This window comes from Wolbachia endosymbiont (group B) of Ennomos erosarius (assembly GCF_964026905.1).
Classification (GTDB): domain Bacteria; phylum Pseudomonadota; class Alphaproteobacteria; order Rickettsiales; family Anaplasmataceae; genus Wolbachia.
Genome location: NZ_OZ034708.1, coordinates 864,364 through 877,492, shown reverse-complemented (window position 1 = coordinate 877,492; position 13,129 = coordinate 864,364). Strand labels below are relative to the sequence as shown.

8 protein-coding genes and 3 pseudogenes are annotated in these 13,129 nt (G+C 35.4%); 7 read left to right on the top strand and 4 right to left on the bottom strand.

What is annotated here, in order from left to right:
* Positions 1-25 precede the first annotated feature (25 nt).
* Positions 26-1,828: an aspartate--tRNA ligase gene (gene aspS / locus AAGD95_RS04580; protein ID WP_341818323.1), complete on the bottom strand. Its 1,803-nt coding sequence runs from the start codon at positions 1,826-1,828 to the stop codon at positions 26-28.
* Between the two features lie 425 nt (positions 1,829-2,253).
* Here aspS and AAGD95_RS04575 point away from each other — a divergent pair, with 425 nt between their 5' ends.
* On the top strand, positions 2,254-3,954 hold the full coding sequence (locus AAGD95_RS04575; RefSeq protein WP_341818322.1) for an ABC transporter ATP-binding protein: 1,701 nt from the start codon (positions 2,254-2,256) through the stop codon (positions 3,952-3,954).
* Between the two features lie 173 nt (positions 3,955-4,127).
* Here AAGD95_RS04575 and AAGD95_RS04570 read toward each other — a convergent pair.
* Both AAGD95_RS04570 and AAGD95_RS04565 read right to left on the bottom strand, forming a co-directional pair.
* Positions 4,128-4,978 (bottom strand): annotated as a pseudogene (locus tag AAGD95_RS04570) (IS982 family transposase).
* A gap of 83 nt (positions 4,979-5,061) precedes the next feature.
* Positions 5,062-5,679 carry an IS110 family transposase gene (locus AAGD95_RS04565; protein ID WP_341818185.1) on the bottom strand — a complete coding sequence of 206 codons (618 nt, stop codon included), beginning with the start codon at positions 5,677-5,679 and terminating at the stop codon, positions 5,062-5,064.
* 193 nt (positions 5,680-5,872) lie between these two features.
* Here AAGD95_RS04565 and AAGD95_RS04560 point away from each other — a divergent pair, with 193 nt between their 5' ends.
* The 3 genes and pseudogenes from AAGD95_RS04560 (at position 5,873) to guaB (ending at position 9,368) form a co-directional block, all read left to right on the top strand.
* On the top strand, positions 5,873-6,793 hold the full coding sequence (locus AAGD95_RS04560; RefSeq protein ID WP_341818837.1) for an IS5 family transposase: 921 nt from the start codon (positions 5,873-5,875) through the stop codon (positions 6,791-6,793).
* A 129-nt stretch (positions 6,794-6,922) separates the two neighbouring features.
* Positions 6,923-7,773: pseudogene (locus AAGD95_RS04555) on the top strand (IS982 family transposase).
* A 101-nt stretch (positions 7,774-7,874) separates the two neighbouring features.
* Entirely contained in the window at positions 7,875-9,368 is a 1,494-nt protein-coding gene (gene guaB / locus AAGD95_RS04550; protein ID WP_341818321.1) for an IMP dehydrogenase, read from the top strand.
* 10 nt (positions 9,369-9,378) lie between these two features.
* Here guaB and fsa read toward each other — a convergent pair whose 3' ends face one another.
* Positions 9,379-10,020: a fructose-6-phosphate aldolase gene (gene fsa / locus AAGD95_RS04545; protein WP_265025728.1), complete on the bottom strand. Its 642-nt coding sequence runs from the start codon at positions 10,018-10,020 to the stop codon at positions 9,379-9,381.
* A 232-nt stretch (positions 10,021-10,252) separates the two neighbouring features.
* Here fsa and AAGD95_RS04540 point away from each other — a divergent pair.
* From AAGD95_RS04540 to AAGD95_RS04530, 3 genes and pseudogenes are all read left to right on the top strand, one after another.
* A pseudogene (locus AAGD95_RS04540) lies at positions 10,253-10,990 on the top strand (transposase); the annotation flags it as partial.
* A 9-nt stretch (positions 10,991-10,999) separates the two neighbouring features.
* Entirely contained in the window at positions 11,000-11,884 is an 885-nt protein-coding gene (locus AAGD95_RS04535; RefSeq protein ID WP_410542086.1) for an IS982 family transposase, read from the top strand.
* A 214-nt stretch (positions 11,885-12,098) separates the two neighbouring features.
* Complete coding sequence (locus AAGD95_RS04530) at positions 12,099-13,085, top strand: tyrosine recombinase (RefSeq protein ID WP_265026006.1); 987 nt, start codon at positions 12,099-12,101, stop codon at positions 13,083-13,085.
* The last annotated feature ends 44 nt before the right edge of the window (positions 13,086-13,129 follow it).

Below are 13,129 nucleotides of genomic sequence, written 5' to 3'. Positions count from 1 at the left end.
GCTATTTGCTTCGCTATAAAATTTTTCATTCAATGACCTGCAAAGACAGTTCACGTAAATGTTTATTGTCCACTTTGGAAGGGGCGCCCATTAGAACATCTTCACCTTGCTGGTTCATAGGAAAACAGATTACTTCACGAATATTTGGCTCATCAGCAAGCAGCATAACCATTCTGTCAACCCCTGGTGCTATTCCGCCGTGAGGTGGTACTCCAAATCTGAATGCACGCACAAGTGCACCGAATTTTGTATCAACTTCTCTCCGGCTATAACCTGCAATGGCAAAAGCCTTATACATGATGTCCAGTTTGTTATTGCGAATTGCTCCACTTGACAACTCTATTCCATTGCAAACAAGATCATATTGGTAAGCAAGGATATCGAGTGGATTCTTTTCCTCTAAATCTTTCAGACCACCGTGTGGCATGGAGAATGGGTTATGAAAGAAATCGATTTTTTTACTTTTATCGTCATATACAAAATAGGGAAAATCAATGATCCAACAAAACTTGAAGATATTATCATCTATAAGACCTGATTCTGACCCTAAAAGGGTGCGCACTTTTCCTGCAATTGTTGCTGCCTCATTCTCTTTGTCAGAAGCAAAAAACACACTATCTCCAGGCTTTACATTCGTTATTTCTCTTATGTGGTTTAGCCTATTGTCATCAAGAAATTTAGCAATTGGGCCTTTCGCAGTACCATCTTTATAAAACGTTATATATCCAAGACCCTTAGCACCGAATTCTTTTTGCGCATGTTCTATTTTTTTATCAAAGAAGCTGCGTGGTTCCTCTGCTGTTTTAGGTGCAGGGATGGCTCTCACTACCATACCACGCTCAATATTGCTTTTGAAAATATTGAACCGTGAATCACGGAAAATTTCTGTAACATCGCTGATTAATAGTGGATTGCGCAGATCTGGCTTATCAGAACCATATTTGAGCATTGCCTCTTTATATGTAATACGTGGAAAATCTTTATCAACAGACTTACGAGAAAATTTAGCGAACACTTTATATAAGGTAGACTCAATAATCTGAAAGATGTCTTCTTGAGTCACAAAAGACATTTCAAGATCTAGCTGATAAAACTCTCCCGGAGAACGGTCAGCCCTTGCGTCTTCGTCACGGAAACACGGTGCAATTTGAAAATATTTATCAAACCCTGAAACCATAAGCAATTGCTTAAAAATCTGTGGAGCTTGTGGCAATGCATAAAATTTACCAAGATTTAGTCTGCTTGGCACCAAATAATCACGTGCACCTTCAGGAGATGAAGCAGTAAGTATTGGAGTCTGAATTTCCAAAAACCCTTGCTCTATCATGAGCTTGCGGAGTTCTGCAATAATTTGTGAGCGCAGAATAATATTGTTGCGGGCTTTTTCACGCCTTAAATCAAGAAACCGATATTTAAATCTCATATTTTCTGGGTATTCTTGTTCGCCAGCAATGCTCGCTAATATACTTCTCTCTTCTTTCGCTATTTCTTCATCACGGTGGAACTCAACTTCCGATTCAACGTGCAAATTGCTAACTACAACCTCAATTTCTCCGGTTGCGATAGAGGTATTTACCGTATCTTCAGTTCTAGCTTCAACTATTCCTGTAACAGTGATCACACTTTCTGATTTTAAATTTGAAATCTCATCAAAAAAATCTTTATCATTATTAAATACTAGTTGAGTGATTCCATAGAAGTCTCTTAAATCAACAAAGATTAGGTTACCATGGTCGCGCTTACGGTATAACCATCCAGAGAGGGTAACTTCCTTTTCTACGTCGTTCTTCCTTAATTCTTTACACGTGTGAGTCTTGTAGCAGTTCATATTTGTTTCACTTCAAAATTCTTTAAAAAGTATAGAAATAAACCTTACTACATACAAGCCCATTCATTCGGGTATAGCTAAAGTAATTCAGGTTTACCTATAATTTGATAAGCGTAAAACTCGTCATTCCGCTACGTGTTAGCGGGATCTATGCTCAGAGATACCGCGGCGGTATGACGGTTCGCTGTGGAATGACGATAAGCTCGTCATCCCGCTACGTGTTAGCGGCTAAGAGATACCGTGACGGTATGACGGTTCACGGTGGCATGATGATAAGCTCGTCATCCCGCTACGTGTTAGCGGCTCAGAGATACCGTGACGGTATGACGGTTCGTGGCGGTATGACGTTAGCTATTGTGCTACACCTTTCCCCTTTCCCCTGAAACTAAAATCTATATACTTAACTTTAGAAACTTCAAAATACGATGCGATCTAATATTAGGCAGTTATTTTACTATATAAAGCCTAATCTATCTTATTTCATCATAGCTTTTATTGCAGTTTTATTTTCAGCCTTAACGATCCTCCTCTTTGGCAGAGGCTTAAGCAATATAATTGATTCTGGTACAGAGCACGATTTTACTACCAAACTATTAGTTGCAATACTTATAGTTTTAGCCATTTCTCTCACTGCATTTACTCGGTTATATTTCATTGGCATTGGCAGCGAGAAAGTTATCGCAAGAATCAGATATGACTTATATAGCAGTATCACTGACTTGCAACCAAGTTTCTTTGAGAACACAGGCGTACAAGATGTTATCTCAGCGTTGATTACTGATACCTCTATGCTGCAATCAATAATAAACAGCAGCTTACTAACCATATTACGAAATTTTGTGATTCTGATTGGTAGTGTTGCCATGTTATTATATACAAATATACAACTAACTGCGTATGCAGCCGCAATAATACCTATACTACTCATTATCATGACCTCACTTGGAAAAAAAGTGCGTAGCTATGCACGCTTTGCCCAGGATAAATTAAGTGAGCTTGCGTCATTTAGTGAGGAAAATTTTCGATCTATAGTGACTATCAAATCGTTTGTACTCGAAGAAAATGAAAAAACCCGTTTTAAGGAGTATTTAAACTCAGTATCAAAATCATACGTAAAATTAGTACTCTTGCGTGCTATTCTAGTAACTCTAGTTATCACGTGTGTGATAGGCTCACTAGTTGTTTTGCTCTTTTTTGGTATTAAAGAAGTCTTAAGCAATAATATAACTATTGGAAAACTCTCCTCATTTGTGTTTTATTCAGCGCTCGCAGCAGGAGCTATAAATAATTTGAGCGATAATATCAGTGATTTACAACGAGGTCTTGGAATAGTAGAGCGTTTATTTGAATTTAAAAATATGAAAAGCTCTATAGCAGATCCCGATGATCCTATAAAAATTTGTAGTGTTCAAAAAGGAATTTCGTTTAATGGCGTAACATTTTTTTATGCTGATAAGCCAGCATTAGATAACGTATCATTTTCTATAGAGGCAGGTCAAGCAGTATCAATTGTTGGACCATCTGGCAGTGGTAAAAGCACCATTTTAAAGCTTCTGCTCCGTTTTCATGATCCAAATAAAGGTAGCATTACTATCGATGGGCACAATATTAAGTCAATTGCGCTAAATGACCTCAGATCGTTGTTTGGCTTAGTGCCACAAGATCACATGATATTTTCTTGCTCAATAATGGAAAATATACTATATGGCAAACCGGGTGCTGAATATGAGGAAGTAAGGCAAGCAGCTATCGGTGCTTATGCGATGGAATTTATTGATAAGCTGCCTGATAAATTTGATACATTTGTAGGAAAAAGAGGGTTAAAACTTTCTGAAGGACAAAAACAACGTATTGTAATAGCAAGAGCCATACTCAAAAACCCTCAGGTTTTAATACTGGATGAAGCAACCTCCGCACTTGATTATGAAAGTGAAAACCTCGTGCAAAAAGCATTGAGCAAGTTAATGCAAAACAGAACAACAATCGTAATTACACACAGATTATCAACCGCACTTAAAACTGACAAGATTATAGTAATTAATCATGGAAAAGTAGAAGAAGTAGGAACTCATGACTCTCTAATGAGTAAAGACGGGCTATATGCAAAACTGGCGAAGATACAGTAGAATTGAAAGAAAATTTAAATCATACCGTTAGTTGATATGCTAGATTTATAATCACAATTATTAAATCTTTAATTATTGTGATTTATAATAACATCATAGTATTTTTTTAAGGATTATTATGTTTTCTCATTGCAGTAATTTACCAAAACTACCATTTACACGCGAATTCTGGATTAAGGAAGGAAGAAAGTATAGGAAATAGAAGGCTTTTTGGATTTGATGGAATAGGAAATGAGAGTAGAAAAGATATGAACCAAAAAATTAACAGGGGATCTATGGCGAGTGTGTTCAATTTCTAGTCTATTTTTTAGGTAACCAAAAACAGTCTCAATGATAGACCTTTTTCTCAGTAAAATCTTCTCATTTAGCGAAATCAATGCATTTTTCATACCTTTTTTCACCTTGGTAACAAGTTTCAAACCTCGGTCAAACAGCTTCTGAAAAAGCTCTTTTGCAATATAACCTTTGTCACCAAACAAAAGGCCGGTTAATTTTTCCGTCAGATTTGGCACAGGTATCCTATCATCAACATTGCCTTTTGTTAGCGTAAGTGAATGAATTTCACCATTTTCATTGATTACCATATGTAATTTGAAACCAAAAAACCAGCCGTAAGTACTCTTGCTTAATTTTGCAATTCCAGCAAAAACTTTGTTTTGGATATTCTTTTTGCATGACAAACTGCAATGGGAGTTGTGTCTATATATGAAATTCCAGTGTTTTCTGACTGTCCACAAAGCCAATGCAACAACATTGCTAAATGCCACAAAACCCTAGGCTTTAGAGCAACAAACCTGGTATATGAAGGCAACTTTGGAAACTCTGATTTGTAGAGCAACGTTAGGTAATGTAGATAGAAAGTTTTGAAATTTTTACACGGAGATTGTTGATATAGCAGGATTATTGTCATGATTTCGGAGTGCTCAATTTCCATTGTTCTTGTGGGTTTTTTACCATTTGGCAGTAGTTTACCTGCAAAATTTTTCTCTATATCTCTGCAAAAATCATCGACCAAACAAAACAGTTTGTTATATCTTCCATGGTTAACCTCATCTGTTTTTTATAACTGCTGAGTTTACCCTGTTTTCTTGCCTTTTCTATTCTCCTTTAATCCAGAATTCGCGTTTTTAGTTCTTCTTGCTTTTTTGAAACTATGTATTCTATTACCTCGTCATTTTTTGTGATAAATTCAGCATATTTTTCTAGTAATTTTGCATCTAATTTATCTGTTTTTGCAAAGTGGTTGCAGGCTTTTGCAAATGCATATACCCGATTTGGGTGAGCTCTGTGAACAGCTATGTTATGTTCCCGTAACAACTTTATGACAAGTTTTTCATAACCACCTGTTGATTCTACTACACATAACCTAACAAATACGTTAACTATTTTTGACTTTATAAACTCAGATATAGCTCTTTCTACATTTTCTATACGCTGATGTTTATTGTCGATTGAGATATCAAGTGTTTCTTTTGAAACATCAATACCAATGAAAACTGTTCTAGCCATTTTTGTACCTATAGATATAATCAAATAATAATGTAAATGCTGTACAGGATTGTGATTCGATCTTTTAGATCCCCCTACCGTTCGTACTCCATTTTTTAAAGCTAGGAGTGCACTGAGATGCCTACGATTTCTATCAATCAATCCAATTGACAGTATCACTCCTTGCTCATTATAGCCTTGCGGCTTTGATTTAATATACAATCCCAGTACCTTCATCCTGTCACCCTAGTGACCATGTAAGGAGGGCAGTGCCAGCTACTCGGATGACAGGAAAGTAGCACTGGAATGGCTTTGTTGCATAGCAACCGAAAAAATCTGGTGGCTACTGACAAAATTCATTATAAATAACCATTTAACTGTTGAAGAAAAAATATGCCACAGAAAATGAAAGTCAGTAACCAAAACGAATATAACAAATTCCTTAAAAAAAAGGGGAAATATTTTTCGTTACATCGATGAAGCTATCGAAAATTGGTATGAAAATAGTCCAAAAATGCAGGGCGGCAACTATATTTACAGTGATAAAGTCGTAATTTTGGTGCATATAATTGTCAATCTTTTTAGAATTGGTTTAAGACAAACGGTGGGGTTTATAAAAGGATATCTGCAACAAATAGGAAAAAATTTGGCAGTTATCAGCTATTCACAAGCATCAAGAAGGTTTAAAAAACTTAATATTAAGATAAATGATTGCAGGGTTGATAAAAGCAACATGGAAAATATTGAAATTATCATAGATAGCACAAGTATCAGCATTTACAGTAACACTCCTGGCCACAGTAAGGAAAACAGTGCAGATAGAAAGTACCGAAGCTACGAGCAAGTAAGAAAGTTACATGTTATGTTAAGTGTAAATAGTAAAAAAGCTATAGCTGCAAGATACAGTAATGGCTTCTACTCTGACCACTATGGAGCTTGCGATTTGCTTGAAGAAGTTAATTTTCAGCACAAAATAAAAGCATTATATGCAGATAGGGCATACGATAGGCACAAACTTTATAAATTGTGTAAGAAATACGATATAAAGACAAAAGTTCTACCAAAAAAGGATGCAGCAGAACATTCAAAAATAGATTATATGTCTGACAGAAATGCTGCTATTAGGTTAATAAAATTATATGGACAAGATGGTGTAAAAGAGTGGAAAAAGGAAGCAATTTATGGAAAGAGATCTTACATAGAAGGATTTTTCTCAAGGTTGAAGCAAGTATTTGGATTTAGCTTTAGGAATAAATCTGAAGTAAATCGTGAAAAAGAATTACTAATTAAGTGCTATTTGCTCAACAAATTCACTGATATTGGTATGGATAAATTTGAAATCATTACATAAATTTGTCGTAAACCATCACTGCTTAAGACGCGAATTCTGGATTAAAGGAGAATAGAAAAGGCAAGAAAACAGGGTAAACTCAGCAGTTATAAAAAAACAGATGAGGTTAACCATGGAAGATATAACAAACTGTTTTGTTTGGTCGATGATTTTTGCAGAGATATAGAGAAAAATTTTGCAGGTAAACTACTGCCAAATGGTAAAAAACCCACAAGAACAACGGAAATTGAGCACTCCGAAATCATGACAATAATCCTGCTATATCAACAATCTCCGTGTAAAAATTTCAAAACTTTCTATCTACATTACCTAACGTTGCTCTACAAATCAGAGTTTCCAAAGTTGCCTTCATATACCAGGTTTGTTGCTCTAAAGCCTAGGGTTTTGTGGCATTTAGCAATGTTGTTGCATTGGCTTTGTGGACAGTCAGAAAACACTGGAATTTCATATATAGACACAACTCCCATTGCAGTTTGTCATGCAAAAAGAATATCCAAAACAAAGTTTTTGCTGGAATTGCAAAATTAAGCAAGAGTACTTACGGCTGGTTTTTTGGTTTCAAATTACATATGGTAATCAATGAAAATGGTGAAATTCATTCACTTACGCTAACAAAAGGCAATGTTGATGATAGGATACCTGTGCCAAATCTGACGGAAAAATTAACCGGCCTTTTGTTTGGTGACAAAGGTTATATTGCAAAAGAGCTTTTTCAGAAGCTGTTTGACCGAGGTTTGAAACTTGTTACCAAGGTGAAAAAAGGTATGAAAAATGCATTGATTTCGCTAAATGAGAAGATTTTACTGAGAAAAAGGTCTATCATTGAGACTGTTTTTGGTTACCTAAAAAATAGACTAGAAATTGAACACACTCGCCATAGATCCCCTGTTAATTTTTTGGTTCATATCTTTTCTACTCTCATTTCCTATTCCATCAAATCCAAAAAGCCTTCTATTTCCTATACTTTCTTCCTTCCTTAATCCAGAATTCGCGTTATAATTACTAATCTAAAGCTGTAGCTAATTTTGCAAAAGCCCTATTGCAATTTAATTAATTGGCGTATAAGCTTTAAATAAAGCCTATGAAAAAAATGGAAGCTTGTTATTCGTTTGACGATATACTTCTTTTGCCAGCCTATTCTGATATATTACCTTACGATGCAGATACAAAAACTTATTTAACAAATAGTATAGAACTAAATATCCCTCTCATATCCTCTGCAATGGATACTGTTACTGAATCGGGCTTTGCAATAGTTATTGCCCAACATGGAGGGATAGGTTGCATACATAAGAATTTATCAATAGATGAACAAGTTTTAGAAGTGAGAAAGGTGAAAAAATATGAAAGTTGGATCGTATATAACCCAATTACGATTTCACCGGATAAAACAGTTGCGGAAGCAATTTCATTAATGAGAGAGCACAATTATTCTGGCATTCCTGTAGTCGATCAACGCAAGTTAGTTGGAATTTTAACTAACCGAGATGTGAGGTTTATTGAAGACCAGAACATGAATGTAAAAGTTTCCGAAGTGATGACAAAAGATAAGTTAGTGACAGTGCGGGAGCAGGGAGTAAATAGTGCCTCAGCAATGAAATTGTTGCATGAAAATAGAATAGAAAAGCTTTTGGTCGTAGATGAAAATTCTTGTTGTATAGGTTTAATTACGGTTAAAGACATTGAAAAATACAATAGATACCCAAATTCATGTAAAGACAGTAAAAGGCGGCTCAGAGTTGCCGCTGCAATTGGCACTGGTAAAAAAGATGGTATAGAAAGATGTGAAGCTTTGATCGGAGAAGAAGTTGATGTAGTAGTTGTGGATACTGCTCACGGTCATTCCGAAAACGTTATCAATACCATTAGGGAAATAAAAAAGATGTATCCTAATACGCAATTAATTGGCGGAAACATTGCAACAAAGGAGGCTGCTGAAGCGTTGATTGATGCGGGTGTTGATGCAGTGAAGGTTGGAATAGGACCAGGATCAATCTGTACAACCAGAATAGTTACAGGTGTTGGTGTGCCACAATTCTCTGCAATCAAGAATGTTGCAGAGGCGTGTAGAGCAAGAAACGTCAGACTAATTGCTGATGGTGGGGTAAAATACTCAGGAGATGTTGCAAAAGCTATTGCATTTGGTGCTGACTCTGTGATGATTGGTTCGATTTTTGCTGGCACTGACGAAAGCCCAGGTGAGATTATCATGTATAAGGGCAGAGCATATAAAGGCTATCGAGGAATGGGATCTATTAGTGCAATGAAACGAGGTTCAGCTAGCCGTTATTTTCAAGATAAAGATTCAAAACTCAAATTAGTTCCACAAGGAGTGGAAGGAAGAGTTCCATTCAAAGGTCCGGCTTCAGGAGTAATCCATCAGTTGATTGGCGGATTGCAAGCTGCAATGGGATATACCGGTAACAGGAATATAGAAGAAATGAAGAAAAACTGCAAATTTGTGACTATTACTGCATCAGGATTAAGAGAGAGTCATGCTCATGATGTAGTCATTACACAAGAAGCTCCAAATTACGCTTATCAAACGTCCAATTTGTCAACCGATTCAGAGTAGTGACCGTTTATTATTTTGCACCCCAGTCTTTTTCAAATATTGCTAGCCCTTGGTCAGTAAGTGGGTGATTAATTAATTGTCTAAGTACTTTTGCTGGCACAGTAATTGAATCAGCACCAAGCCTTGCAGCTTCTATTACATGTGCTGGGCTTCTCACTGATGCAACAAGAACTTTAGTATCAAAACCGTAATTAGAATATATAGTACATATATCTTCTATTAGCGATAAGCCATCATAGCTTATATCATCAAGGCGACCAACAAAGGGAGAAATAAAACAAGCACCGGCCTTAGCGGCAAGCAGTGCTTGTCCAGGAGAAAAACATAATGTGATGTTAACAGGTATTTTATGCTCTGTCCACAATTTTTTACAAGAAATTAATCCTTCATATGTAAGGGGCAATTTTACCACAACATTATCAGCTATTTTAGCTAAGTTAAGACCTTCTTTGATCATCTCTTCATGCTTGTCAGCGACAACTTCAACACTAACAGGCCCTTTTATAATAGAGCATATTTCACGCACTAAATCCTCGTATTTATCTTTACGCCCGGACTTTGCTATTAAAGAAGGATTAGTTGTTATGCCGTCAATGAACTCCTTTAGTTCTTTAATTTCATTTAAATCAACGCTATCAAGAAAAATTTCCATATTAATATCCTATTAAAAAACTATCTTTACAAAACATTGTCATCTTTGAAGGCAAAAGTACAAAAATGGTGGTATCCCAGTGTCCGCTACAGAACTCCACGAACGTTCAGTAAGGCAAGGTGTCATTCCAGTGCGTGACACTGGGATGGCTTTGTTGCATAGCAACCGAAAAAATCTGGTGGCTACTGACAAAATTCATTATAAATAACCATTTAACTGTTGAAGAAAAAATATGCCACAGAAAATGAAAGTCAGTAACCAAAACGAATATAACAAATTCCTTGAAAAAAGGGGAAATATTTTTCGTTACATCGATGAAGCTATCGAAAATTGGTATGAAAATAGTCCAAAAATGCAGGGCGGCAACTATATTTACAGTGATAAAGTCGTAATTTTGGTGCATATAATTGTCAATCTTTTTAGAATTGGTTTAAGACAAACGGTGGGGTTTATAAAAGGATATCTGCAACAAATAGGAAAAAATTTGGCAGTTATCAGCTATTCACAAGCATCAAGAAGGTTTAAAAAACTTAATATTAAGATAAATGATTGCAGGGTTGATAAAAGCAACATGGAAAATATTGAAATTATCATAGATAGCACAAGTATCAGCATTTACAGTAACACTCCTGGCCACAGTAAGGAAAACAGTGCAGATAGAAAGTACCGAAGCTACGAGCAAGTAAGAAAGTTACATGTTATGTTAAGTGTAAATAGTAAAAAAGCTATAGCTGCAAGATACAGTAATGGCTTCTACTCTGACCACTATGGAGCTTGCGATTTGCTTGAAGAAGTTAATTTTCAGCACAAAATAAAAGCATTATATGCAGATAGGGCATACGATAGGCACAAACTTTATAAATTGTGTAAGAAATACGATATAAAGACAAAAGTTCTACCAAAAAAGGATGCAGCAGAACATTCAAAAATAGATTATATGTCTGACAGAAATGCTGCTATTAACGCGAATTCTGGATTAATAGATGAGGTTAACCATGGAAGATATAACAAACTGTTTTGTTTGGTCGATGATTTTTGCAGAGATATAGAGAAAAATTTTGCAGGTAAACTACTGCCAAATGGTAAAAAACCCACAAGAACAACGGAAATTGAGCACTCCGAAATCATGACAATAATCCTGCTATATCAACAATCTCCGTGTAAAAATTTCAAAACTTTCTATCTACATTACCTAACGTTGCTCTACAAATCAGAGTTTCCAAAGTTGCCTTCATATACCAGGTTTGTTGCTCTAAAGCCTAGGGTTTTGTGGCATTTAGCAATGTTGTTGCATTGGCTTTGTGGACAGTCAGAAAACACTGGAATTTCATATATAGACACAACTCCCATTGCAGTTTGTCATGCAAAAAGAATATCCAAAAACAAAGTTTTTGCTGGAATTGCAAAATTAAGCAAGAGTACTTACGGCTGGTTTTTTGGTTTCAAATTACATATGGTAATCAATGAAAATGGTGAAATTCATTCACTTACGCTAACAAAAGGCAATGTTGATGATAGGATACCTGTGCCAAATCTGACGGAAAAATTAACCGGCCTTTTGTTTGGTGACAAAGGTTATATTGCAAAAGAGCTTTTTCAGAAGCTGTTTGACCGAGGTTTGAAACTTGTTACCAAGGTGAAAAAAGGTATGAAAAATGCATTGATTTCGCTAAATGAGAAGATTTTACTGAGAAAAAGGTCTATCATTGAGACTGTTTTTGGTTACCTAAAAAATAGACTAGAAATTGAACACACTCGCCATAGATCCCCTGTTAATTTTTTGGTTCATATCTTTTCTACTCTCATTTCCTATTCCATCAAATCCAAAAAGCCTTCTATTTCCTATACTTTCTTCCTTCCTTAATCCAGAATTCGCGTTAAAAGGTGTTTTTTATAGATTTAACGTTATAATTTAACTATGATAAGAGTAAGATTAAATTTAAGAAAAAGGTTAAAGCAAAAGTTTGTGATGTTCACTCTATTGATAAATGCTTTATTTGTCTCATATTTTCTCATAAGAAACACAGGGAACACTTCTAATCAAATTATAGCCAAAGAAATAAATATAGGAGCTGATAATGAAAAATAAACAGTCGCAAAATAAAAAAGAAAATCTTTACATAACATATTACATAGATGCTTTGGCTTCAGAGAGGTCCGCTACACAAAATACTCTGGAAAGTTATCGTTCGGATTTACACCAGTTTGAAGAATTTTTATTAGAAAGCAGCACTACCTTGGTTGGTGTAAACAAAACCAATATTAAAGATTATGTGAAATCTCTATGTACACAAAAAAAATATAAAAGTAGCTCTATATCAAGAAAAATATCCGCTATGAAAAATTTCTACAAGTGTCTATTTAATGACGGAATAATAGATTTTAATCCAGCGCCGGCTAATGATGCTGAATTAAAGAATCCAAAAGTTTCTCGTCCTTTGCCTAAGTATTTAAGTGTCGAAGAAATATTTTTGCTAATGGACACAGTGAGAAAATCAGCAAGCGAATCGAATAAAGAGATAAGCAGTAAAAGGCTATGTGCGATTTTAGATATCCTTTACTCTTCTGGAATGCGTGTTTCTGAACTAATTAATATGAAGTTATATGAAGTGTCACATTTAATAAACAGTAATAACAAAGAATGCTATATAATAATAAAAGGAAAAAGTGGTAGAGAGAGGCAAATTCTTTTTAATGAACAAGCATTGCAGAGCCTTAGAAATTATTTATCAGTTCGTGACAATCTGATCCCTAACGGAAAGGAATCCGATTGGCTATTCCCAGGTGATAAACCTAATAAACCAATTACAAGGCAGAGGGTCGGTCAATTAATGAAGGAGTTAGCAAGAAAATGCAATATTGATGAAAATAAGATCTCTCCACACGTGATTAGGCATTCTTTTGCTACCCATCTACTGGATAGCGGAGCAAATATTGTGTTGATACAGAAAGTTCTTGGCCATACTAACCTTTCTACAACACAAATATATACTCATATTGCTAACGAAAAGTTAAAGGACAAATTAGCTGATTCGCATCCTATTACTCAGATGATCAATAATTAAACTTATTGCTTTTAATTTGTAGTAAAGTTAAATTTAAATAAATT